24 protein-coding genes are annotated in these 24,693 nt (G+C 60.7%); 23 read left to right on the forward strand and 1 reads right to left on the reverse strand.

Annotated elements, in window-relative coordinates; genetic code table 11:
• Positions 1-2: 2 nt before the first annotated feature.
• The 9 genes from HGA39_07870 to HGA39_07910 all read left to right on the forward strand — a co-directional run bounded on the left by HGA39_07870 (position 3) and on the right by HGA39_07910 (position 9,127).
• Complete coding sequence (locus HGA39_07870) at positions 3-1,226, forward strand: glycosyltransferase family 4 protein (GenBank protein NTW29258.1); 1,224 nt, start codon at positions 3-5, stop codon at positions 1,224-1,226.
• A 191-nt stretch (positions 1,227-1,417) separates the two neighbouring features.
• Positions 1,418-2,704, forward strand: a complete 1,287-nt coding sequence (locus HGA39_07875; protein NTW29259.1) for a glycoside hydrolase family 16 protein — start codon at positions 1,418-1,420, stop codon at positions 2,702-2,704.
• A 257-nt stretch (positions 2,705-2,961) separates the two neighbouring features.
• Positions 2,962-3,402, forward strand: a complete 441-nt coding sequence (locus tag HGA39_07880; GenBank protein ID NTW29260.1) for a MarR family transcriptional regulator — start codon at positions 2,962-2,964, stop codon at positions 3,400-3,402.
• A 46-nt stretch (positions 3,403-3,448) separates the two neighbouring features.
• Complete coding sequence (locus tag HGA39_07885) at positions 3,449-4,717, forward strand: MFS transporter (protein NTW29261.1); 1,269 nt, start codon at positions 3,449-3,451, stop codon at positions 4,715-4,717.
• A 116-nt stretch (positions 4,718-4,833) separates the two neighbouring features.
• Entirely contained in the window at positions 4,834-6,360 is a 1,527-nt protein-coding gene (gene dltA / locus HGA39_07890; GenBank protein ID NTW29262.1) for a D-alanine--poly(phosphoribitol) ligase subunit DltA, read from the forward strand.
• A complete protein-coding gene (dltB, locus tag HGA39_07895) occupies positions 6,357-7,529 on the forward strand; it encodes a D-alanyl-lipoteichoic acid biosynthesis protein DltB (protein ID NTW29263.1) in 1,173 nt (390 codons plus the stop codon). The genes dltA and dltB overlap by 4 nt, the downstream gene beginning before the upstream one ends.
• 14 nt (positions 7,530-7,543) lie before the next feature.
• Entirely contained in the window at positions 7,544-7,789 is a 246-nt protein-coding gene (gene dltC / locus HGA39_07900; GenBank protein NTW29264.1) for a D-alanine--poly(phosphoribitol) ligase subunit DltC, read from the forward strand.
• A complete protein-coding gene (gene dltD, locus HGA39_07905; GenBank protein NTW29265.1) occupies positions 7,789-8,964 on the forward strand; it encodes a D-alanyl-lipoteichoic acid biosynthesis protein DltD in 1,176 nt (391 codons plus the stop codon). The genes dltC and dltD overlap by 1 nt, the downstream gene beginning before the upstream one ends.
• Positions 8,965-8,974: 10 nt before the next feature.
• A complete protein-coding gene (locus tag HGA39_07910) occupies positions 8,975-9,127 on the forward strand; it encodes a hypothetical protein (protein ID NTW29266.1) in 153 nt (50 codons plus the stop codon).
• A gap of 56 nt (positions 9,128-9,183) precedes the next feature.
• Here HGA39_07910 and HGA39_07915 read toward each other — a convergent pair whose 3' ends face one another.
• On the reverse strand, positions 9,184-10,041 hold the full coding sequence (locus tag HGA39_07915; protein NTW29267.1) for a DegV family protein: 858 nt from the start codon (positions 10,039-10,041) through the stop codon (positions 9,184-9,186).
• 210 nt (positions 10,042-10,251) lie between these two features.
• Between HGA39_07915 and HGA39_07920 the strand changes: the two genes are divergently transcribed.
• From HGA39_07920 to HGA39_07985, 14 genes are all read left to right on the forward strand, one after another.
• Positions 10,252-11,664: a hypothetical protein gene (locus HGA39_07920; protein ID NTW29268.1), complete on the forward strand. Its 1,413-nt coding sequence runs from the start codon at positions 10,252-10,254 to the stop codon at positions 11,662-11,664.
• 207 nt (positions 11,665-11,871) lie between these two features.
• Complete coding sequence (locus HGA39_07925) at positions 11,872-12,222, forward strand: NADH-quinone oxidoreductase subunit A (GenBank protein NTW29269.1); 351 nt, start codon at positions 11,872-11,874, stop codon at positions 12,220-12,222.
• On the forward strand, positions 12,213-12,716 hold the full coding sequence (locus HGA39_07930; GenBank protein ID NTW29270.1) for an NADH-quinone oxidoreductase subunit B: 504 nt from the start codon (positions 12,213-12,215) through the stop codon (positions 12,714-12,716). Before HGA39_07925 ends, HGA39_07930 begins: the two co-directional genes overlap by 10 nt.
• Complete coding sequence (locus HGA39_07935) at positions 12,709-14,418, forward strand: NADH-quinone oxidoreductase subunit D (protein ID NTW29271.1); 1,710 nt, start codon at positions 12,709-12,711, stop codon at positions 14,416-14,418. The genes HGA39_07930 and HGA39_07935 overlap by 8 nt, the downstream gene beginning before the upstream one ends.
• Positions 14,415-15,392 (forward strand): NADH-quinone oxidoreductase subunit NuoH, encoded by a 978-nt coding sequence (gene nuoH, locus HGA39_07940; protein ID NTW29272.1) that lies wholly within the window; start codon positions 14,415-14,417, stop codon positions 15,390-15,392. The genes HGA39_07935 and nuoH overlap by 4 nt, the downstream gene beginning before the upstream one ends.
• Entirely contained in the window at positions 15,389-15,892 is a 504-nt protein-coding gene (locus HGA39_07945; protein NTW29273.1) for a 4Fe-4S dicluster domain-containing protein, read from the forward strand. Before nuoH ends, HGA39_07945 begins: the two co-directional genes overlap by 4 nt.
• A complete protein-coding gene (locus HGA39_07950) occupies positions 15,885-16,391 on the forward strand; it encodes an NADH-quinone oxidoreductase subunit J (protein NTW29274.1) in 507 nt (168 codons plus the stop codon). The genes HGA39_07945 and HGA39_07950 overlap by 8 nt, the downstream gene beginning before the upstream one ends.
• Positions 16,392-16,703: an NADH-quinone oxidoreductase subunit NuoK gene (nuoK, locus tag HGA39_07955; protein NTW29275.1), complete on the forward strand. Its 312-nt coding sequence runs from the start codon at positions 16,392-16,394 to the stop codon at positions 16,701-16,703. It begins immediately after the preceding gene.
• A gap of 3 nt (positions 16,704-16,706) precedes the next feature.
• A complete protein-coding gene (nuoL, locus tag HGA39_07960; GenBank protein ID NTW29276.1) occupies positions 16,707-18,554 on the forward strand; it encodes an NADH-quinone oxidoreductase subunit L in 1,848 nt (615 codons plus the stop codon).
• The gene (locus HGA39_07965; protein NTW29277.1) at positions 18,551-20,014 is read left to right on the forward strand and encodes an NADH-quinone oxidoreductase subunit M; all 1,464 of its coding nucleotides are present in this window, start codon (positions 18,551-18,553) and stop codon (positions 20,012-20,014) included. Before nuoL ends, HGA39_07965 begins: the two co-directional genes overlap by 4 nt.
• Positions 20,015-21,388: an NADH-quinone oxidoreductase subunit N gene (locus HGA39_07970; protein ID NTW29278.1), complete on the forward strand. Its 1,374-nt coding sequence runs from the start codon at positions 20,015-20,017 to the stop codon at positions 21,386-21,388.
• 114 nt (positions 21,389-21,502) lie between these two features.
• Positions 21,503-22,765, forward strand: a complete 1,263-nt coding sequence (locus HGA39_07975) for a PDZ domain-containing protein (GenBank protein NTW29279.1) — start codon at positions 21,503-21,505, stop codon at positions 22,763-22,765.
• Positions 22,765-23,229: a 23S rRNA (pseudouridine(1915)-N(3))-methyltransferase RlmH gene (gene rlmH, locus HGA39_07980; GenBank protein ID NTW29280.1), complete on the forward strand. Its 465-nt coding sequence runs from the start codon at positions 22,765-22,767 to the stop codon at positions 23,227-23,229. Before HGA39_07975 ends, rlmH begins: the two co-directional genes overlap by 1 nt.
• 143 nt (positions 23,230-23,372) lie before the next feature.
• A complete protein-coding gene (locus HGA39_07985; protein NTW29281.1) occupies positions 23,373-24,650 on the forward strand; it encodes a hypothetical protein in 1,278 nt (425 codons plus the stop codon).
• Positions 24,651-24,693 lie beyond the last annotated feature (43 nt).

A 24,693-nucleotide genomic window follows, 5' to 3' on the forward strand; every position in this document is an offset into this window, starting at 1 on the left:
CCATGCGGATACTACTCTTGAGCCAGTTCTACCCGCCCGTGATAGGCGGTGTCGAGATCCATGTGCGTGCGCTTGCCCGCGGACTTGTCGCTCGCGGACATCAAGTCACGGTGGCGACGCTCGCAGACTCCGTGTTGCCTTCCGACGAGCTTGACGACGGTGTTCAGATTCACCGCCTCCAGGGCACCGCCCAGCGCATCACACCCTTGTTCACGACAGAGCGCCACCATGCACCTCCAGTCCCAGATCCCGAAATCGTTCTTGCCTTGCGTCGCCTTGTGGGGAAGTACTCACCGGATATCGTGCACGCGCACAACTGGCTCGGCCGCTCGTTTGTGCCGATACGGCGAAGTTCGCACGCCCGCTACGTCGTGACGCTTCATGACTGTGGTCGAACATGTGCCCAGGGACGAATGATGTATTGCGGTGAGAGCCTGTGTGCAGGACCGGACCTGCGGAGGTGTCTTCGCTGTGTCCGCCACTGCTACGGAGCCGCGAAGGGTCCAGTGACGCTGCTCGGCAATCGATTGATGCTTCGCTCTGAGATCGCTGCCACCGACCTGTTCATACCAGTCAGCACTGCTGTGGCTCGGGCGAATCGCCTCGCCGAGAATGGCGTGCGTTACGAGGTGGTTCCCAACTTCGCCGAAGACAGTCAGCTCCTTCCATCCATTGCGGCCGACGAGGCTGAGGTGCTTCCGCAGGTACCGTTCATCTTACAGGTGGGAGATGTCGTCGCCGACAAGGGAGTGCATGTTCTCTCGGCGGCCTACTCTAGGCTGGTGTCGCCGCCGCCGCTCGTGCTGATCGGGCGGATTGAGCCGAATGTGCGGGATTCATTGCCATCCGGCGCGATCGCATTGGGGGTCCAGTCACATGCGTTGGTTCTTGAAGCATGGCGGCGGAGTCTCTTTGGCACCATACCGTCGCTGTGTCTCGACGCTTGCCCAACCGTCACGTTCGAGGCGATGGCGGCCAGTCGGTCGGTTATAGCGTCTGATCTGGGCGGACTCTCCGACCAAGTTGACAATGGTGTCACCGGTATACTGGTGCCTCCCGGAGACTCAGAAGCGCTGCGTAAGGCGATGTCCCAGCTCTTGGACGAACCGGAGCTTGCGCATGAGATGGGTGCCTCGGCGCGAATACGATTCGAGAACGAGTACCGTGCCGATGTCGTGATCGGCCGCATCGTGAGCCTTTATCGCGAACTCCTCGCAAGGGGCTAAAAGAGCCCCTGGCGCCGTCCGTCATACAGTGTATGTGACGCCTCGCGTGATCCGATGTTCGCTTGCGGCCGTGTTTCCCCAGTGACCGTTCGTCGTAATTGCCTCAAGCCGAGTGGCCTGAGTGCCGACACTCCCTCTTGTAGGTCAGTCGCACGATCTTGTTGCGGCGAATTACAGGAAGGGTGTTTCACATGGCACGATTCATCAGACGGCTACTCGTTGTCCTCGTACTTGCTTTCGCCTTGTGCGCGATCGCCTTGCGCGTACAGCCGGCAGCTGCAACGCCTTCAACTCTCGTGTTCTCCGACGAGTTCAGCGGCTCCCTGAATACTGCGTCCTGGTCGAAGCTGACGCCGTGGAGCACGCGCTACACGACTGGCGAGCTTGAGTACTATGACCCGGCGAACGCCACGCTTGTGAACGGCAATCTGCGGCTCACGAGCGAAAAGCGCGCGACCAATGGCTACGCGTATGCCTCAGGCATCCTCACAAGTCTGCCACACCAGAAGTTCAGCTATGGCTATTTCGAAATGCGCGCGCAGCTTCCGAAAGGACAGGGGATCTGGCCCGCGTTCTGGCTCACCAACGATTCGACGCTTGAGATCGACTGCATGGAGATGCTCGGCAACGCCCCCGGCACCATCTACATGACGTATCACAAGAACGGCGTAGGCGTCGCTCAGTCGGTCTACAACGGTGTCGACTTCTCGCTCGCGTTCCACACATTCGCCGTTGATTGGCAGCCGACCTATATCAAGTACTACATCGACGGCGTTCTCGCCGGTAGCTACACGGGCACGATTCCTTCTGATCCCATGTGGATATGTGTGAACACCGCCATAGGTGGTACATGGGGCGGCTTGCCAGATGCCTCGACGGCGTTCCCCGCGTACTACGACATCGACTATATTCGAGTGTACACTTCGAAACCTGCCGCAGTGACGGAACCGGTTCCGAGTCCCGAACCGACGGCAACCCCAACCACACCTTCACCGGTAACCCCAACCCCGGCTTTGCCTGGAACCATCAAAGTCAAGAAGCCCGTCTACCGATTCTACGACAAGCAGAACGGCAGCCATTTCTACACGGTGTCCGCAGCTGAGCGCGACCAAGTGATCACCACGTATTCAGATACGTACACCTATGAGGGAAGCGCGTTCAATGTCAGTGCGTCTGATTCGGTCGACAGTCAACCGGTCTACCGCTTCTACAACAAGCAGAACGGCAGCCATTTCTACACGGTGTCCGCAGCTGAGCGCGATCAAGTGATCACCACGTATTCAGATACGTACACCTATGAGGGAAGCGCATTCAATGTCAGTACGTCTTCGGTCGACAGTCAACCTGTCTATCGATTCTACGACAAGCAGAACGGCAGCCATTTCTACACGGTGTCCGCAGCTGAGCGCGACCAAGTGATCACCACGTATTCAGATACGTACACCTATGAGGGAAGCGCGTTTTGGGTGGGGAAATAGTGCTAACTCCTGAACTCAGGCTAGATTGAGCATCTCAAGAGGACGTTGGTCCGGCGTCATGGGCGCCTAGCCAGCCGCTGCATACCGATCAGATAACCCCGGGCCTCATGTTGGCCCGGGGTTATCTCGCTCTCAATCCCGGCACGGTACCCAGACAGCGCAGTCTTCAGATCCGCCAGAAGTAAGTTGACCTCATTCTTGTGTGCGCGCGCGTCCGCTGTTTATACTTAGGCACCTAAGTATTGGAGACGGCGCGCATGAACCATCCTGGTCCGGCGAAACAGGTCACCTATCGCGTGAGGCGTGTCCATCTGCGCGTCAGTCAGTTCATTGATGATGCGCTGAAGCCCTACGGTTTGGGGCGCAGCCAGTGGCAGGTCATAGTTCGCGTCCGTCGCGCAGGTGCGATCACGCAGCGCGATCTTCAGGCGATCCTTCAGGTCGAGCCAGCTACCTTGTCCGCTATCGTTGAGGCGCTTGTGTGCAAGTCATGGCTTGAGCGGCTTGAGAATCCCGATGACAAGCGGGGAAGGCTTCTCCGACTCGCCCCTGAAGCGGCAGCGCGCCTTGTCGAGATTCCCGATCCGATTACGGCCGTCGAGCATCGGATACTTGAGGGCGTTTCGGAACAGGACCTTGTGGTCGTTGAACGTGCGCTGGATCTGATGATCCAGAACCTGGAACGTGACCGTGGGTAGCGCAGACGACAGTGTGGGTATCTCACGAGGGGGTCCGCGCTCTGCGATTCGTGCGTGGACGCACTCCACATTCGTGTCACTTGGGGTGCGCAACTACCGTCTCTTCTTCGCCGGGCAGGCCATTTCCCTTTCGGGGACGTGGATGCAGGCGATCGCCATGTCATGGCTTGTTCTGAAGCTCACAAACTCGGGTTCTGCGCTTGGCCTTGTGACCGCGCTTCAGTGTCTCCCTATTTTCATTCTGGCTCCCTACGGCGGAGTGCTTGCCGACCGGTTTCCAAAACGCAAGCTGCTATTTGTGACTCAAAGCTGTGCTGCCGTGCTTGCCCTGGCGCTTGGGGCCTTGGTGGCGGCGGACATGATCCGGCTATGGATGGTGTTCGTGTTCGCGCTGCTGCTGGGCTGTGTCAACGCGGTAGACAACCCCACGAGACAGACCTTCGTCCACGAGCTTGTCGGCGCTGTGACCCTACGCAACGCAGTGACGCTCAACTCGCTTGAGGTGAATCTCTGTCGCGTCATCGGCCCTGCGATTGCAGGGGTACTGATTGCGAGCGTTGGCCTTGCCTCATGCTTCGTGCTGAACGGGCTGTCTTTCATTGCCGCACTGTGGTCGTTGTGGCGTATGACCGGTTCCGAGTTGCACCGAAGTGCGTTGGTCAAGGCCGCGAAGGGTCAGATTCGCGAGGGTCTCATCTACGCGCGCAGAACGCCACTCATCTTCGGCGTACTCATGATGATGGCGATCATGGGCACACTGACTTACGAGTTTCAGGTGAGCTTGCCGCTCCTGGCCAAGTTCACCTTTCTGGGCGACGCCTCCTCGTACGCAGCGCTCACATCGGCCATGGGCGTGGGGGCCGTGATTGGGGGACTCTCCACCGCCGGGCGTCGAAGCGCTTCGGCCGGAGCCTTGATGCTTGCGACCCTGGGATTCGGTGTGGCCATGGTCGCGCTGTCGCTTTCGCCGACCATCACTGTGGCGATGCTGTGTATGGTCGTTGTCGGTGTCTGCTCGATCACGTTCATGTCGCTCTGCAACACGATTCTCCAGCTGGAGTCGACGGCGACTATGCGCGGCCGGGTGATGTCGCTGTGGAGTGTGGCGTTCCTCGGCTCAACACTGATCGGCGCACCTGTGATCGGATGGATCGGTGAGCACCTCGGTCCTCGTTGGAGCATAGCAACAGGGGCCCTCGCTGCCCTGGCGGCTGCCACTGTGGGTTTCTATGCCCTGCGCTCCGTGCGTCGCGTGGACCTTCCCGAGGTGGAAATCGAAGCGCCCTTGATAACCGAGAAGGAGGACATGGCCTGACCACGAGTTTGGCATGCTTGTTGCCGGCCCTTATGCCAGCCACACTATTCTTACTGCCGATCCTGCTGCCGATCTAAATCGCACCATACGTTTCTGTTTCTGGAGGGAAGGGTTTCATGGGATTCTTGGCTGAGGTCGGGCTGCGGGTGGCGGAGCAGCCCGATCGCATTGCGGTCGTTGGAGAAGACCGCTCGATGACGTATCGCGAACTCTGGAACGCTTCTGATGCACTCGCCGTACACCTGCAGAAGGAATTCCGTGCCGACCGAACTCCGGTTGTCGTCTACGGGCACAAGTCCGCATATATGCCAGTATGCTTTCTCGGCGCGCTGAAGAGTGGTCGTGCCTACGTTCCAATGGATTACTCCATTCCTTCCGATCGAGTGTCAGAGATCGTCCGCCAGACGAAGGCCAAGACGGTCTTCTGCATGGGAAAACGAATGACGTGCATTGCTTCGGACCTCTCGGTCGTCAGCGAAGCCGACGTTGCGGGCCTTGCCGCCCTCTGGTCGAGTCAACCTCTGCCGGATTCGCACTGGGCTTGTGGGGACGACCCGTTTTACGTTCTCTTCACGTCTGGAAGCACCGGGGCACCCAAAGGTGTGGAGATCACTTGCAACTGCGTGGACAACTTTCTGTCTTGGGCGATCACTTTGGGGGGTGTCGATAAACTCGGCAGGACGTTCATCAATCAGGCGCCCTTCTCATTTGATCTTTCTGTATTCGAGCTGACGATGTCACTCGCCTCTGGCGGGACCCTCTTCTGCCTTGTCAAGGAGAGCCAGTCGAACATGAACGTATTGTTCGAGACTCTGGCGAGATCTGGTGCGCATGTGTGGGTTTCGACGCCGTCTTTCGCAGAGATGTGCCTTTCCGACAAAGGGTTTTCGTCAAAGCTGATGCCCGCAGTCGATCTCTTTCTCTTCTGCGGCGAGACCCTCTCCAACTCGACAGCGCGCAAGCTCCACGAGCGTTTTCCAGGCGCAAGCGTTGTAAACACCTATGGACCCACTGAGTCGACAGTCGCCGTTACTGCCGTGGAGATCACCAAGGAGCTTGCACATTGCACAGAGGCGCTGCCCGTCGGCTCCCCCAAACCAGGCACTCGCATCGAGATCATCGGAGCAGATGGGGAGGAGCTACCCATCGGCCAGCCCGGCGAGATTTGCATCGTGGGAGACACCGTTTCCACAGGGTACTTTGGGCGGCCGGATCTAACCGAAGCTGCCTTCGGAGTCGATACAGCGACGGGGATGAGAACCTATCGAACGGGTGACATGGGATGGCTTGATGAAGCCGGAAGCCTCCACTTCCTTGGGCGCATGGACTTTCAGGTGAAACTGAACGGATACCGAATAGAGCTTGGCGACATCGAAAGCAACCTGCTCGCGTTGTGCTATGTCGATTCGGCAGTTGTCCTGCCGGTGTCCAAGGACGGTAGGGTTTCCTATCTGACAGCCTGTATCGTTGCGAATGAGCTGGCCGCCGGATCCCGCCTTCAGAAGGTCGCGCGGGTGAAAGAGGACCTGAAGTCTCTCCTCCCGGAGTATATGATTCCGCGCAAGATAGCCTTCTTCGACAAGCTTCCAATGACTGACAACGGGAAGATCGATCGAAAGCGACTCATTGGCGAGTTGGCATGACGTTTTATGCCGAACCGGCCTTCTTCATACTGCTGGTCGTCGCGATTATTCCGGCAGCATACCTCGGCTTCACTCAACGCCGTATTGCTCCCTATGGACTGGCCGTTTCCTTGGTCTTTCTCGCTTTCCTGTTCGGGAAGGACTTGCGAGGACTCGCGGCGCTTGCCTTCTATCTGTGTCTCGAGACCGCAGTTACGTTTCCCTTTCTGCGGAGGCGGCTGAAGGGAGGGAAGAGCAAGGCGCTCTTCTGGCTTTGTGTATCCATATCCGTTCTACCCTTGGTGGCATACAAGGTCGCTGCGGTCTTTGACCACAATCTCCTAGGCTTCCTGGGAATCTCGTACATGACCTTCAAGGCCGTTCAGGTTGTCATTGAGGTTCACGACGGCCTCATCAAGGAGTTGTCCCTCTTTGACTATCTCTACTTCCTGCTGATCTTCGCGCCGTTCACTTCGGGCCCTATCGATCGAAGCAGGCGCTTTGGGGAGGATGTACGCCGTTCCTACACGAAAGAGGAATACGCCGATCTCTTCTCTGCCGGGATCTTGTACGTGTTGTTGGGCGCGGTATACAAGTTGGTGCTGTCAGGTATCTTCTTCCGGTTGTATACGCCGGCAGTTTTGACGCAAACGGCGTTTCTGTGGGGTTCTCTGGATGCCGTGCGGGATGCGTACGCATATGGGCTGTACCTGTTCTTCGACTTCGCCGGATACAGCCTAATGGCAGTCGGCGTGAGCTACTGCTTTGGGATCAGAACCCCCAGGAACTTCAATGCTCCGTTCATCGCGCTCGACATCAAAGATTTCTGGAATCGCTGGCATATCACGTTGTCCTCATGGCTCAGGGACTTTGTCTTCATGCGGATCACAACGCTCGCGACGAAGAAGAGATGGTTCAAATCAAGACTGAGCGTCGCATGCTGTGGCTACATGGCGAACATGATCCTGATGGGCGCCTGGCACGGCCTCACGGCGAACTATCTTGCCTACGGTGTCTATCACGGGCTGCTCTTGTCGGCGACAGAGGTCTTCGAAAGGAAATCGAAGTTCCGCAAGAGGTTCAAGGATCGGCTATGGTTCAAGATGGTGTCATGGTTCGTCACCATCAATCTCGTGATGTTCGGGTTCGCATTGTTCTCCGGGCAAGTGGCGATTCTCTTCAAACGATGACAGAAGGAGTGACAATGGCCGAGGAAGTTGAGAACACGGTACTTGCCCTGCTCATTGACATCTGCGGTGAACCCGAGATTGAGAATGAGCGTGATGCCGATCTTTTCGAGTTGGGCCTTCTTGACTCAATGGCTGCAGTCGAGCTGTTAGTGGCGATAGAGGAGAACTTCGGTGTGGAGATAGCGCCGACGGAAGTCCAGCGTGAAGAAATGAACACGGTGAACAAGATCATCTTCCAGGTCGAAGAAAGAATCGGGTGATGAGACGGCTCAAGGCGATAGGGCTGGCATTCGCGCTGTTCATCTGCGCCTTCACCCTGTATCAGCTGTGCTTGCCACGACAGGGCGACATCAAGCCCGACCTGCGTTTCGACTATGCAATGAACAGCGTGAAGTACTCAAGTTCAGACTACGTAACCGCCGGGATGACTAGGGACTCGATGCTCCTGCTGGGATCATCGGAGTTGCAGACCAAGTTCATATCGACTCACCCGGCGAATGTGTTCCCCGCGTATGACTGCGGCGTGAACGCGATGTGCGTGGGACAGGCGCATTATCAGAGTCTGTGGCATGCCATCTTCGCCGGCTCCATCGCGAGCGGATTGCCCGAGAAGAGAGTCGCGTTGATTCTCTCCCCGCAGTGGTTCAATCCCAAAGGCGTTGGCGGTGTCTTCAGGGGGACTTATTCGTGGGAACTCATACGAGGATTCTGCGAGAACAAGAGCATATCGCAGGCAACAAAGAATGCGGTGCTGAAGAGAGTCGTCGACGTGGGTGGGATCGACTCCGGCAAGATCAGAGGGATCAAGGCGGACTCCTTTCTGGGAGCGCTTGATGCAAAAGCAACCGGGATTGTGGATGACTTGACCGTTCGCCGGAAGCTCGTCGGAGCCACTAGGGCGGTGAATAAGTCCCCGGTGGTTCTTCAGGGGAGTCAGGCCATTGACTGGGATTCTTTGCTTGCAGACGCGCAACGTGCCGGTGAAGCGTCATGCACCAACAACGATTTCGGAATGTACAACGAGTATTTCGACAAGTACGTGAAGCCGTCATTGGCTAAGGCGCAGGGATCCGCTGTTGGGGCGAAGTTCGATTGGTCCCCCGAATACTCCGATCTCGAGCTGTTCCTGGATGTCTGCAAGCAGTCCGGGATTGAGCCCCTCATAATCGTCGTTCCATTCAATGGGAAATGGATGGACTATACCGGATGTCCCTCAGACCTCAGAAGCGCGTACTACCAGAAGATCAAGGAGATCTGTGTGTCGAGAAATGTCTGTTGCGCAGATTACTCTGGAAGCGAGTATGAGGAGTACTTCTTGTGCGACACCATGCATCTTGGATGGCGTGGATGGGCTCACGTCGACAAGGATCTAGCGGAGTTCCACAGCACTGGCAGTCTGAGATCATGGAATGGCAGGGTTTCCGGTGATCAATAGGCTGAATAGGGTGAAGAAACGGTGTACAGCGATTCTTCAGGATGAGAGAGCGGTATTCATTGGTGAAGTGCTGTTCTGCTTCGCCATGTTGGCGATTCTGTTCTACTTTCTCGCGATATCGGACTTCAACGCACCAAGGCCTTTTGTGTACAACCAGTTCTAGCTATTGTGGCGTCCCCGTTTCGGTTGCGTCCACCGCGTATTCGGCGTTGACTTCGCCTACGCCAGCCGCTGCACGCCGATCCCGATGAGTCCGGGTCCTGTATGGACCACGAGCGCCGGGGTTATCTGGCCCTCGATCGCGATACGGTATCCCTGCAGCGCAGCTTTCAGGTCCGCAAGCAATGCGTCGGCCTCTGCCTGTGCATCACCGTGCATCACCGTGATGTTGAACTCCTTGGCCCCGGAGGCGAACTTGACGGCCTGCTCGAGTGCGCCTTGGAGTGACTTCTTGCGCCCCCTGGTCTTCGCCACCGTGTAGTAGACGCCTTCCTCGTTGCAGGAGATGACTGGCTTCAAGTCGAGGATCGTACCCAGCATGGCCGAGACCAGCCCGATGCGCCCGCCCTTTCTGAGGTACTCGAGCGTCGAGACGCAGAAGAAGAGTTTCGTACTGAGTACCGCTTTCGCTACTTCGCGGCACACCTCTGCGAAGCTGAGGCCCTTCTCGATCAACTCGCCGGCACGTATCGCCGAGAAGCCACTGCCGATGCCGATGTTCTTCGTGTCTATGTAGTGAGCCTCAAGGCCCTCCGGGGTCGGCCCGAAGCTGCTTACCAGCCCGAATGTGCCGCTCAGTCCGCTTGAGATGTCGACGGCGATGACCTTGTCGTAGCCATCCGCCTTGATCTGCCTGAAAGTCTCCGCGATCACCGAGGGGCTGGGCAGCGAGGTGGACGGGATCTCCTCGGAGAATCGCGCGTATACGTCCTCGGGCTGTATGTCGACGCCGTCGCGATACTCAGCATCCTTGTAGATGATCGTTAGAGGTACCACGTACATGTGGTATCGGTCCCGATACTCCTTGGGAACATCGCAACATGAGTCGGTGAGGATCGCTATCTTCTCGTCGGCCATTTCGTCCTCAAATTCCGTCGGATTCCTTTGGGTCGATTTCGCTTTCCTTCATACCACATTGGGTTCTTTCGAGCATACACCCTCCATCCCAAGATGTAATACCGCCGGATACCTCAAGGGTGGCCGCGATCAGGCCGATAACGGGTATAGGACGAAGAAAGACGTCTCTATGTTGATGCCCTGTCGGCGCGAGGGGAAGGATTTAGGCACGTGACGCGACGACGCACGCAGGCAGCGCGCTTGAGGATCCTTCTCCTTGTGACCGTGGCGGCCATCTTCGTCTCGGCTACCGCAGCCTATGGTATTACTCGCGATCAAGTCTTGGCGCGCGCTCAATCTTGGGTGGACAACCCGGTTCCCTATAGCCAAGGCGCGTACTATGACGGATATCGCACGGACTGTTCCGGGTACGCGTCCATGTGCCTGCAGACCGGGTTCTCCTATGCGACGTTCACGTTCCACAACGTTGCCTACCCAATAGCTGCCGCGGATCTGAAGCCCGGCGATCTCATGCTGAACACCGAGCTTCACGTGAGGGTGTTCTATGGATGGGTCGACGCTGCACACACCCAGTACGTAGCTTACGAACAGACGTCACCCAACACCATGTCGAGCGTGAGGACCTTCGCCAACGACATCGCCAACGGGTATGAGCCCTACCGATACAACAAGATTGTAGACAGCCCTGAACCGTGGAACCTGATCAAGAACCCGACGTTCGACGTGTGGTCCTACAGCAAAGCGGTTTGGTGGACCGTCAGCACGGATGCTGCCGGGACGGTAGGTCAGCGACTGCGGGGCCTGTCTCATGCGAGTTCATCATCCCTCCTTCTGGTAAACCGCGGCGTTGATCGCAATAACCCTTCCAAGGCGGCCCAGACAGTTGCCGTGTCAGCCGGTAAGACCTACGCGCTGTCCGCATGGGCGTGTTCGGCGGCGGTGCCCGGGTTGGTGGGCATGCGCCTTGAGTTCCTCGACACGTCGGGCGCGACGCTGAGCTCGACGTCGACCGCCGGGGACGCATGGAACATCAACGCCTCAGCTTTCACCCAGATGTCGCGAGTCATGCAGGCCCCGGCCGGGGCGGTCAATGCGAGGGTCACGATTCAGGTTTCGCGCAGCGCAACTAACGCGACAAGCACGGCCGTGTTCGACGATGTAAGTCTTTCGGTGGTCTCGCCCATGCCGGTCTACCGGTTCTATAACGTTAACAACAGTTCCCACTTCTACACGGCATCGGGAGTGGAGCGGGACATCGTTGCAGCAAACTACTCGGCGACCTACATCTACGAGGGTCCGGCCTACGACATCAACATCTTGTCGCCCGCAGACAACACGCCTCTTTACCGCTTCTACAACAAGCGCAACGGCTCCCACTTCTACACAGCCTCCGCACAGGAGCGTGACCTGGTGATCGCGACCTATGGTGCCACCTACACCTACGAAGGCGCGGCGTACAACGTTTCCATGTCCGCGACCAATGCGACTCCGGTATACCGCTTCTTCAACATGGGTAACGGCTCCCATTTCTACACCGCGTCCGCGGAGGAGCGGGATAGCGTCATCGCCACCTATCCGGCTCTGTACGCATACGAAGGTATAGCCTACTACCTCCCCCGATAGTTCCGACCAAGCGAGAGACTTCATCACCGACTACCGCCGAGTGGCAGCCGTTCGCGAGCGTGAGTCCGCGGGCACATTCGGGTGGGTAAACACGTATGGTACTGTCCGTAGACCAGTCGCTCCCAGAGGCATAAGGGGCCGCACTTGGTGCTGACGCGGGTGGCACGGAACTGTTGATGGCAAGGGGAGGGATCGGCGAGAGTGAGCATCGATCATGTCATCATCTCGACTTTCGTCATCCTCGGCTTTTCCTTCGTGGTCCTCACGCTGAGTGCATCCTGGCTGCTCAGCCCGAAGAAGCCGTCCGCCGCGAAGTCCGAGACCTACGAGTGCGGCGTCGAGCCCATCGGTACTGTGTGGGTTCAGTTCCGCCCTGGCTATTACGTCTATGCGCTCCTCTACGTCTTCTTCGACATTGAGACTGTCTTCCTCTACCCGTTCGCTCTGACATTCGGGCTTACGGGCTGGTTCATCTTCGTCGAGATGCTCATCTTCATCGCCATCCTTGTGGCCGGACTCGTCTATGCCTGGAAGGAAGGTGCGCTCAAATGGCGATAGAGCGCTTCACGGGCGAGAACTCGATTCTCTTCATCCGCAGCGAGCAGTTTTTCGACGTCGCTCGCCGCAAGTCGCTCTGGTACATGGCGTTTGGCATCGCGTGTTGCGCGATCGAGGGCCTCATGCACGCCTCGGGGCCGAGGTTTGACTTCGACCGGCTGGGCGTGTTCTTCCGCGCCAGCCCGCGCCAGGCCGACGTCATGATCGTCGCCGGCACGGTGAACTGGAAGATGGCCGAGGTGGTCCGCCGGCTCTACGACGAGATGCCGGAACCCAAGTACGTCGTCGCGATGGGTGCGTGCGCCTGCATGGGCGGCCCGTTCCGCGAGTACCCTAACGTCGTCATGGGCGTCGACAAGATCGTTCCGGTCGACGTCTATATCCCCGGGTGCCCGCCGCGTCCCGAGTCGGTTCAGTACGGCTTCATGACGCTCATGGACAAGATCAAGTCTCAGACGGAGGAGCGCCTTGCAGCGCGAAGCGCCAATGCATAGCGCGCTCGAACAGGCGGGCATCCAAGTCACCCCCAAGGAGGTGCCAACGCTAGGCACCGTCCTGCGCATCCCGGCGGACTCAGTGCGCGCGGCTCTCACCGCGCTTCGCGATGCCGAGAACGGCTTCGAGTTCATGGTGGACCTCTTCGGCATCGACACCGGAGAGGGTATCGATGCCGTCTATCACCTGCGGTCGTTCGACCGTGCCGAGGACATCATCCTCAAAGCGGCGCATCCCTACGGCGGCGTGCTCGACAGCGTCTGGGACGTCTACCTCGCCGCTCTCATGCCCGAGCGCGAACTGTGCGAGCTGTTCGGCATGAGGCTGGCGGGACATCCCAACCCTAAGAGACTGCTCACCACCGATGGCTGCGAGCCGTTCTTGCTCAAAGCCATCGTGCTCCGCTCTGCCGAGGAGGTCCGCAACCGTGCCTTGCAGGTTGTGGACCGCGCGCACCTCAAGCGTACGGCGGGCTCGCTTGCCGCTGAGACGTCCGCCCCCGTGGCCCTTGGCGCAACGACGACCGACGGGATGACAGCCCTCGGCGAGTATGCGACGCCGCTGCAGCCGGCGTCGATCCGCCGCGCGCCTGCGGGCGTCGACCTCGTCGGCACCGAACACCTCATCGTCAACATGGGGCCGCAGCACCCCTCGACCCACGGCGTGCTGCGGCTGATGCTCGAGATCGACGGCGAAGAGGTAGTCACCGGCGAGGCCGTTGTCGGCCAGCTGCACCGAGGCATCGAGAAGCTCGCCGAGTCGCGGCGCTACGGAGCGATCGGCACGCTCATGGACCGCGGCGACTACGTCTCCGGCATCCACGGGGAGTTGGCAGTCGCGCTGGCGACCGAGAAGCTGCTCGGCATAGAGGCTCCGCCTCGCGCCCAGTGGCTGCGCTGTCTCTTCGGCGAACTCAACCGGATCGCAAGCCACTTCGTGTGGTTCGGGCCCAACGCGCTGGACTCAGGAATGATGGGCCTGTTCCTCTACACGTTCAAAGACCGCGAAGCCATCCTCGACATCCTCGAAGACGTCAGCGGACAGCGCATGATGTTTAACTACGTGCGTCCCGGCGGCGTGCTCGCCGATATCACCCCGAGCGCCGAGGCGAAGATCCGCGCGTTTGTGAAGGACTTCGGCTGGCGCATGGACGAGCACGAGGAGATCGTCATGGGTAACGAGATCTTCCAGTCTCGTACCCGTGGAGTCGGCGTGCTGACCTACGACGCGGCCATCGCCTACGGCCTCACCGGCGCCAACTTGCGAGCGAGCGGCAGTACGTGGGACGTCCGGCGCAACCGTCCTTACGCCGCATACAGCGAACTCGATTTCGACGTTCCGACGGCGAGCGAAGGCGACATCTACGCGCGCTTCGAGGTCCGCATCGGTGAAATGAGGCAGGCGCTTCGCATGATCGAGCAGTGCATCGACGGGCTGCCCGAAGGCGACGTCATGGCCAAAGTACCCAAGATTCTTCGTCCGCCTGCGGGCGAAGCCTACGCCGCGGTCGAGTCGCCGAGAGGCGAGCTGGGCGTGCACATCGTCTCGGACGGCGGCGACACGCCGTACCGCATGCGGTACCGTCCGCCGGCGCTCTTCGCGCTGCAGGCAGGTGAGTCCCTGCTTCCTGGCCTTCTGATCGCCGACTCGGTTGTCGCGTTGGGCAGCCTCGACTTCGTGCTGGGGGAGATTGACCGATGAGTCCTTGGTTGATCGCCGCACTCAGGTTTGTGGCAGCTCTCGGGCTGCTGCTCGTAAACGGCGTCGTCATGATCTGGATGCTTCGCAAGGTGCTCGCATTCCTGCACCTGCGTCTCGGTCCGATGGAACAGGGCCCGCACGGCGTGTTCCAGACGCTGTTCGATGTCGTCAAGCTGCTCACGAAGGAAGACATCACGCCCAGAGCGGTCGACCGCTGGCTTCACTTCCTTGCGCCGGCGATCGTGTTCGTGCCGTCGCTGATGGCCTACATCGTCCTGCCGTTCTCCAAGACGTGGGTGGTCGCCGATTTGAGCCTCGGGCTCCTCTTCGGCTTCGCGATCATGTCGCTCATCCCGCTGGGGATCCTGATGGCGGGCTGGTCCTCGAACAACAAGTGGTCGCTCATCGGCGCGATGCGTGTCGTCGGCGCTCAGATCACCTACGAGGTGCCGATGCTTCTCGCGGCCTTGCCGGTCGTCATGATGGCGGGCTCGCTCAATATGAACACCATCGTCGCGGCGCAAAGCCACGTGTGGTTCGTCGTCAACCTGCCGGCGTTCATCCTCTTTTTCATCGCCGGCCTCATCGAGAGCGGACAGACGCCGTTTGACCTCATCGAAGCCGACTCGGAACTCGTCTCCGGCTATGCGACGGAGTACTCGGCGATGAAGTTTGGGCTGCTGTTCCTTTCCGAGTTCTCCAACGTCTTCGTCTTCTCGGCGATGATGGTGACGCTGTTCTTCGGCGGATGGCAGGGCGGTTTTGGGATCATCCCCGCGCCTGTTGTCTTCATGCTCAAGACCTACATCGGAATCTTCATCCTCATGACGATCCGCGGCACGATGCCGCGTGTGCGCGTGGACAACCTGCTCGCGCTGGGCTGGAAGTTCCTGCTGCCGGCTTCGATCGCGTGGACGATGATCACGGCGTTCGTCCTCAAACTCGCCCCTGGCCTGATCGGAGGCGGACGATGAAGCGCATCTACGGCTGGGGCATGTTCCGCAGCATGGTGATCGCGTACAGGAACCTCTTCCGCGAGAAGATCACCGTCCAGTACCCGCACCAGAAGCTGACTCTGCCCGAGCGCGCGCGCTGGGCTGTCGAGCACAAGTTCTACGACGACGGCGATCCCAAGTGCACGGGTTGCCTCATCTGCGAGAAGACCTGCCCGGACTACGTCATCGAGATCCGGATGACGACTGCCGAGGACCGCAGCAAGCACATCGATCACTGGCGCTACGAGATCGGTGCCTGCATGATGTGCGGCCTGTGCGTGGAGGCCTGCCCGTTCGATGCGATCCGCATGGGTCACAACTACGAGCTTGCGCGCATCGACCCGGCGACTCTCGTGGTCGACCTGCTGACCGACGTGCCCGCCGCGCAGCCCAAGAAGCGCGCGGAAGCCGCGGCGGCGGCCGCGCCCGCGCCCGCGGCGACGACCGACGAGCCCAAAGGGGGTGGCGAGAATGCCTAGCACCGTGGACGGCATCGCCTTCGGCGTCCTTGCGCTCGCGCTTGTGGGCGGAGCGTTGGGCATGCTGGTCACCCGGAATATCATGCACGCCGGCTTCTGGCTGCTGGAGATATCCGTTGCCGCCGCCGGTCTCTACTACCTTCTGGGCGCCGACTACATCGCGCTCGTGCAGCTGCTCGTGTACGCCGGCGCGGTTTCTGTGCTGATCATCTTCTCGATCATGATCACCCTTCGCCGCCGAGAAGACGCCGAGCGTCCACGTGACTTCTCATGGTCCGCTGCGCTTCTGGCGGTAGCGTTCTGCGTCATGATAGGCGCCGCCATCCTCGGGTTCCAAGCTCCGGTCATTCAGCAGGCCGAGACAGCTCCCGACCTCGTCGCGTTCGGCCGGATCCTGTTTTCGCCGTCCGGTTGGGCGCTGCCGTTCGAGATCGCCTCGGCCGTGCTGACGGCGGCGCTTGTCGGCGCCGTCTGGTGGTCAGGGAAGGGGGACAAGTAGATGCGAGTCGGAGTCGAGGCATTCCTCTTCCTGTCGGCGGTGTTGTTCTCACTGGGGCTGTATGGCGCCGTCTCGAAGAAAGGCGCGGTTCAAGTCCTCATGTCGCTCGAGGTCATGGCCGTTGCGGTGAACATCAACCTGATCGCCATCTCGAGGTTCATCACGCCTCTGACTATGGACGGCCAGTTCTTCACGGTCTTCTCCATGGTGATCTCAGCCGTCGAGGTCGGGCTCGGTCTGGCGCTCGTGCTGGCGATCTACCGTCAGTCGCGCAAGAGTGAAGTCACCGGTCTAGACGAGTTGAAGGGTTAGCCGATGACGTGGCTTCTCGCCATACCCGCACTGCCGGTAGCCGCCTTCGCGGTCATGGTTCTCATGCCGCGCACGGTGCGCAACAAGTCGACCTGGATCTCGATCGGCGCTATCTTGGCGTCGGCGGTGATTTCGGTCGTTGCGTTCTTCCAAGCGGTACCGGGAGATCACGAAGACCTGGCTGCGGTGATCTGGAGTGGTGCATGGAGGCTGGCAACGGTCGATGGTCACGCCTTCGATCTCGCAATGCGGTTCGACTACATCGCTGCCATCCTGCTTCCGACTGTGGCGATCGTCGGTGCGTGCGTGCAGATCTTCTCCCTTGGCTACATGCGTCACGACTCGCGCAAGGGCTGGTACTTCGCTGTTGTTTCGCTGTTCACCGCCGCGATGCTGGGCCTCGTGCTCGCCAACAATCTGCTCCTCGCATTCGTCATGTGGGAGATGATGGGCCTGTGTTCCTACCTGCTCATAGGCTTCTGGTTCGAGCAGGATGAGCCGAGGCGGGCGTCCCAGAAAGCGTTCATCACGACGCGTGTGGGCGACCTCGGATTCTTCTTCGCGCTGGTTGTAATCTACAAGACCGTCGGGACGTGGGATCTGACAGCCGTTCTGGCATCCGTGGAGACGTGGGCGCCCGGTGTTGCGATCGCGGTTGCAGCGGGTCTGCTTCTCGCGGCAATGGGCAAGTCGGCTCAGGTGCCGCTTCATGTGTGGCTGCCGGATGCGATGGCGGGTCCCACGCCGGCCTCGGCTTTGATCCACGCGGCCACGATGGTTGCTGCCGGCGTGTTCATCATCGCTCGCACGATGCCCATCTTCCTCGCGGCCCCCCCGGTGCTCACCGCCACTCTGATCGTGGGACTGGTTACGGCACTTGTCGGCGGGCTCATCGCCTGCGTGCAGTACGACATCAAGAAGGTGCTCGCGTATTCCACAATCTCGCAGCTCGGCCTGATGTTCGTGGCGCTGGGCGTCGGGAGCGTTCCGGCGGCGCTGTTTCATCTCGTGACGCATGCGTTCTTCAAATCACTTCTCTTCCTCGGCGCCGGTTCGATCATCCACGCTGTCGATTCGCAGGACATGCGGGAGATGGGCGGGCTGCGTAAGCGGCTACCGGTGACGTGGATCACATTCTTGGTCGGTTCGCTTGCTTTGGCGGGCGTGGCGCCGCTGTCCGGCTTCTTCAGCAAAGACGAGATCATCGCGGCGTTGCTGGGGGCGAACGTGGGCTGGGCGGTCGCCGGTGTACTCACGGCGTCGCTGCTCACGGCGTTCTACATGACGAGGCTCTACTTCCGGGTCTTCGAGGGCTCGGCGCAGGGCACTTGTCATAGCGAGCGCGACACCGCGATGCTTGCGCCGCTCGCTCTGCTGGCGACCTCGACGGTCATCATCGGCTGGTTCAGCCCGGCATTCTCGCGGTTCATCGGTCACGAAGGCGAATGGCCGACGATCGCGCTCATCGCGACATCCACCATCATCGCTGCTCTGGGCATCGGCACAGGTTGGTGGGCGTACGGACGGCGCTCGGGTGCCATCGACACCGCCCGGGTTCGACGCGGGCTCGGGCCTGTGTACACGGCGCTTGAGAACAAGCTCTACTTCGACGCGTTCAACGACGCGGCATTCGTCCGGCCGATCGCGGCGGCGTCGCGAGGTCTGGCCGCGTTCGATCGCACGGGCATCGACGGCGTCGTCAACGGACTGGCGACTCTGGCTCGCGCGACAGGCCAGCGCCTGCGCGAGCTGCAGACAGGCCGCCTCCAGAGCTACCAGCGGCTGATCTTCTCGGCGGTCGTGATCTTCATGGCCTATCTCATGATCTATGCTGCGGTGAAAGGGGCATGAGGGCCGTGCTGAGCCTGATCATATTCCTCCCGCTGATCGGCGCCGTCATCTGCACGCTGCTTCCCAAGAGCCGCCTCACTTGGCCGCGTTGGGTGGCTGTGGGGTTCTCGGCGGCCGATCTGGCGCTTGTTGCCTGGGTCGTCGCGAAGTTCGCGCCTGAAGGTGGTCGCCAGTTCGCCGAGTCCGCGGTGTGGGTTCCGCAGCTCAACATCAACTACACCCTTGGAGTTGATGGCATCTCGATCACCATGCTGGTGCTCTCGGCGCTGATCACGTTCCTCGCGGTGATCGCTTCATGGAAGGTTGAGAAGAAGCCGGCGTTCTACTTCACGATGCTGCTCCTGCTCGAGGTCGGGATGAACGGCGCGTTCCTTGCGCTCGACTTCATCCTCTTCTACCTGTTTTGGGAGCTCGTGCTGGTGCCGATGTATTTCCTCATCGCCCAGTGGGGCGGTCCGCGCCGCGCGTATGCCGCACTGAAGTTCTTCCTGTACACGCTCTTCGGGTCGATCTTCATGCTGGTGGGTATCGTGATCCTGTACGTGCACTTCGGCACGTTCGACATGATCCGGTTGGTTGAACTCGGGCGTACGCTGCCCGTAGATCTCCAGTGGTGGCTGTTCCTGCTGTTCTTCCTGGGCTTTGCGGTCAAGGTGCCGATCTGGCCGTTGCACACGTGGTTGCCGGACGCTCACGTCGAGGCGCCGACGGCGGCCTCCGCGATCCTTGCCGGTGTCCTGCTGAAGATGGGTCTCTACGGCTTCCTGCGCGTCTCGCTGCCGGTCTTGCCCGACGCCTTCATGCAGTGGCAGTGGTTCCTCGCGGTGCTGGCCGTCATCTCGATCATCTACGGCGCGGCGGTTGCCTTCGCGCAGACCGACATCAAGAAGCTCGTTGCGTACTCGTCAATCTCGCACATGGGCTTTGCGATGCTGGCGATTGCCGCAGCCAATGTGATCGGCTTGGATGCCGCACTTGCGATCAGCTTCAGCCACGGGTTGATCTCGGCGATGCTGTTTCTCATGGTCGGGATGATCTACGATCGCGCGCATACTCGCGAGATCGCCGAACTCTCCGGGATCGCGGGTAAGATGCCGGTCATCGGCGGGCTGCTGGTGTTCGCCTCGATCGCATCCGTCGGCGTCCCCGGCCTCTCTGGCTTCGTGGGCGAGTTCCTGGCGCTTCTGGGCGCGTGGGGTTCCGGTCTGAGTTACTGGTTCGTCATCATCGCGCTCGTCGGCGTTCTGCTCGGCGCGATCTACATGCTTTCGATGGTCAGGCGCGTTGCATTCGGGGTGCCGTCCATCGCGATCGCCGAGGCGCTCGACGCCTCCAAGCGCGAGATCTTCACCGTTGCGCCGCTCGTTGTGCTCATCGTCCTCATCGGCATCGACTGGAATCTGCTGATCCGCTACGTGGACCCAGCCGCCCGCGCGCTCATGAAGCTCTTGGAGGCCTAGGTGTCAGGTTACGCTCTCATGATCCCTGAGATCCTGCTCCTCGTCGGAGCGCTGGTTGCCCTTTTCGCCGAGCTTCTTCCGGGCGGGGACCGCAGCGCTGCGTGGATCGGGACGCTTGCCGCCACTAGTGCCGCTGTCTTCGCTGCGCTCACACCCGTGGGCGCGACGACGCCGTTTGGTGACCTGCTGGTTTTCGACGGCCCGGCTAGGTTCGCGCGCGTCTCGATAGCGGTGCTGACTGCGATCTGGATGCTGTGGACCGTCGGCCGTGGGCAAGGACGAATTCGCGAGGGTGTTGCACTCGCACTGTTCGCTTCGCTGGGCGCCATGCTCATGTCCGAGGCGCGCGAGCTCATCACCGTCTTGGTCGCTCTCGAGTTGGCGACGATTCCGGCCTACATTCTCATCGGCTATCGCCGTGCCGACGCGCGAAGTCTCGAAGGTGCGCTGAAGTACTTCCTCCTGTCGATACTTGCGACGCTTGTGACCCTATACGGATTCTCCTTCCTCTACGGTCTGACGGGTGTCACCCGCTACGCGGGGTTGGACATGAGTCGTCTCGGTACCCTTGGCTTGGTGGCTGCGGTGCTCTCGCTGGTCGGCATGTTCGCGAAACTCTCGGCGGCACCGTTCCACTACTGGGCACCCGATGCGTACGAGGGTTCGAGCGCATGGGCTGTCGCGTTCGTCTCGACGGTGCCCAAGATCGCGGGTGCGGTCGCGATCGTGCGGCTGGCATACGCGGTCGCGCCCGGGCTGGCGCCGGTCGGCGCCGTGCTTGCTGTCGTGGCGGGCGCTTCGATGCTGCTGGGCAACCTCGGCGCGCTCAACCAGACCGACGTTCGGCGCCTCATGGCGTATTCGGCGGTCGCGCACACCGGCTACCTGCTGCTGGGCATCGTGGTCATCTCGACTTTCGGGATGTCGGCCACCGTCTTCTACGTGGTCGCCTACGCATTCGCCTCGATGGGCATCATGCTCGTCTCGGCCGAGGAGGGCCCACTGCTTTCCGACTTCAACGGGCTGGCACAGAAGCGCCCGGCGACCGCTTGGGGCGTCGTCGTGCTGCTGCTCTCGCTCATCGGCATTCCGCCGATGGTCGGGTTCTTCGGCAAGCTCTACCTGTTCACGGCGGCGCTCAGAAGCGGCCAACTTGTCCTGGTGATCATCGCCGTCGTCATGAGCGTCGTGTCGGCCGGCTACTATCTGCGCATTGTGCGTGCTATGTTCTTTGGTGAGGCTGTCGCCAGTGGGCACGCACTCGCCCGGAGTCGCACACGTTCGCTCGCGCTCGCGCTTTGCGTGGTGGCCGCCGTCGCTCTCGGTATCGCGGCCGGGCCCGTGTTTGGGGCGATTGGGTCATTCCTGCCCTAGCGCTCCAGCGCCGGTCGGCATTTTGGGTATCATTTCCTTGTATCGAAGCACCGCCTGCACGCGTGTCGGCGGGTTTCTCTTTCGTTTCGGGAATCACGGATTGGGAGTGCCGGTATGGATACCGAGGGGAATAACGAGCAGCTTGAGGAAACGACGGCACCAGAGCATGAGTCTCCGGTAGAGGGGCGCCCGCAGGAGATACCCGTCGCCGACGGTCATGCCGGGCAGAAGAAGCGCTGGTCGAGCACCGCGGTTGTGATCGCGGCGACGGTCGGTGCGCTGGTGGGCGGCTTGCTGGTCGCCGCAGCGCTGGTGTGGGCGCTAGACCTCGGACCCAAAGCGAGCACCGCCGCCCAGAATGCTTCGACGGGCGCCACATCGGTGACGATCAACGCAACGTCCCAGTCCGTCGATGTGGCCGAGGCCGTATCAGCGAAAGTCATACTCTCGGTAGTCAACGTCACGGTCATGCAGAACGTCACCGCCCGAGGTACCGGCAAGACGACGCTGCAAGAAGTCGGACTCGGCTCCGGTGTCATCATTCGTGCTGACGGCTACATTCTGACCAACTATCACGTGGTCGAAGGGGCCGATCAGCTCATCGTCAAAGTCGGCGTCGACAGCAAGATCGCCACCGTCGTAGGGACCGACCCTTCGTCCGATCTGGCCGTCATCAAGATCGAGGGCACCGGGTACTCGGCCATTGAAGTGGGGTCTTCCAGGGATCTGAAGGTCGGCCAGTGGGTGATGGCGGTGGGCAGTCCGTTCGGTCTCGACAGGACGGTCACCAGCGGGATCGTCTCGGCGCTGCAACGCTCCGATATCGAGCAGGACCAGACCGCCGGTACCGTCACGCTGTACACGAACCTCATCCAGACCGATGCGGCCATCAACCCAGGCAACTCGGGTGGTGCGCTGGTCAACGATAAGGGACAATTGGTCGGGATCAACTCGCTGATCCAGTCGCCGTCAGGCACCGTGGGTGCGGCGCAATCGGCTGGCATCGGCTTCGCGATACCCAGCGACTACGCAATCGCGATTGCGAACGAGCTGATCACGAGCGGAAAGGCGACGCACCCGTATCTTGGGATTTCGACGCAGACTGTTGGCCAGGGTACGGCGCCTCAAGGGACGACTTCGGTGCAGAGTGGCGCTGTCGTGCAGAGCGTCGCCGCAGGTTCTCCCGCCGAGGCGGCAGGGATCAAGGTCAATGACGTCATCACCAAGATCGGCGACATGCAGATCACCGGTGTGGCGGACGTGTTCTCGGCTATTCGTGACCACAAAATCGGCGACACCGTGGCGATTGTGCTGGTGCGAGGCGGACAGACACTGACGGTGAACGCAACGCTTGCGTCAGATGCGGCCGCGAAGTAGTGAGACTTACGATTATCGCCGTCGGCCGCCTCAAGGAGCGCTTCTGGCGTGAGGCGGCCGACGAGTATCTGAAGCGTCTCGGGCCCTACGCGACGGTGCGCGTGGCCGAGGTGGCGGACCGTGATCCGGCCAAGGGAGAGGTGCGCGCTCTTGCCGAGGAAGGCGCTGACGCGCTTCGCGCAATCCCCGAGGGATCGCATGTGGTCACGCTCGAAGTAGGCGGGACGCAGCTATCCAGCGAGCAGTTCGCGGCCAAGCTGGAGGCGCTGGCACTGCAGGGGAAGAGCGCGGTGGCGTTTGTCATCGGCGGGTCGACCGGGCTTGCACCGGAGGTCCTTGCGCGTGCCGACGAGCGAATGTCGCTGGGTCCGATGACGCTTCCGCACAATCTCGCACGCGTAGTCCTCCTCGAGCAGGTCTATCGCGCGTTTCGCATCAACCGCGGAGAGCCGTACCACAAATAGGCGCAGGCGGCTGGGCTCCGAAAGCTGTGGAAGTGTCACCGTCGTGTCACGTCCGTGCCACCGGGACGGCATGTGACTGCGGCATTCTGAATTCAGGCGTTTGTGCGCCGCACATTCGAACCTTCGAACCAAGGAGCGCGCCCATGTCGGGGAGACGGCTCTTCGCAATCGGACTCATCTTCGTGTTGGCCTCAGTAGGTTGGCTGGTTCTGGCCGGATCGGTGCAGGTGCGCACCGCCACCAGTGATGCTCGGCTCGGCGATGCGGTGAGCGGGCTGTGGGGCTCGGCGCAGACACAGCAGGCTCCTGCGTTCAGTGCCTCCGGTGCGCAGGCACCCCAGGTTATTGGCAGCGACATCACGGCGGCGTTCGATTCGGTGCAGCGGCGCAAGGGTCTCCTGTGGTACGCCACGTACGTGGTCGACTTCAAGGCCACATACCAAGTCAAGAATCCGGCCGCGACTCCTGCCGATGTGACGATGACATTCACGTTCCCGGACTCTTCGGGAATCTACGACGGATTCGCCGTCAAGGTTGACGGCTCGGAAGTTCCGGTGGCCTACAGTGAGGGCAAAGCGCTCGCGACGTTTGCGATCGCTTCAGGCAAGACCGCCAGCGTCGCCACCGGGTATCGGACAAACGGCATGGAGCGCTGGGTCTATGTGCCGAGTCCCAAAGGTGCCGATGTGGTGCGCGGCTTCAAGCTCACCATGCTCACCGATTTCGCGAAGATCGACTATCCGGGCGATGGCGTTTCGCCGACAGCCTCAGTGCGCGACGGCGACGGTTGGCGGCTCGAGTGGAACTACGACAGCGTGGTCAGTGGCCGCCCGATCGGCCTCGTGATGCCGTCACCGGAGAATCCCGGCCCTCTCGTCTCTCGGATCACGATCTTCGCCCCCGTCTCGCTCCTCTTCTTCTTCGTGGCGCTGATTCTTCTGACCGCCACAAGCGGCGTCAAGCTGCATCCGGTTCACTACGGGTTCCTTGCTGCGGCCTTTTTCGCCTTCGACCTGCTTCTGGCCTACCTTGCCGATCAGATCGATATCAACCTCGCCTTCCTGATTGCAGCAGCGGTCTCGGTCGCACTTGCTGTCGGCTATCTGCTGGTGGTGGTCGGGAAGAAACGGGCGCTGGTCGAAATCGCACTGTGTCAGCTCGTCTTCCTCGTGCTGTTCAGCTACAGCTTCTTCTTCACCGGCTTCACCGGGCTGGCCATCACCATTGGCGTGGTGCTGACGCTGGCGTTCTTCATGGCGAAGACCGCACGGCTCGACTGGGAGACCATATTCCCCAAGAGGCCCCCGAAAGCGGAGCGTTGGAACCAGTACGGCGCGCCCGGACCGATGGCGCCGCCGCCCGCCCCGCCGGTTCCGACGGCCACTATAGCACCGCCTGAGGTTCCGACGCCGCAACAATAAGGACGCGGGGGTTCGCCGAGTCGTGCAGTTTCGGGTATCTTTA

It is taken from the genome of Coriobacteriia bacterium, assembly GCA_013336165.1.
GTDB lineage: Bacteria > Actinomycetota > Coriobacteriia > Anaerosomatales > JAAXUF01 > JAAXUF01.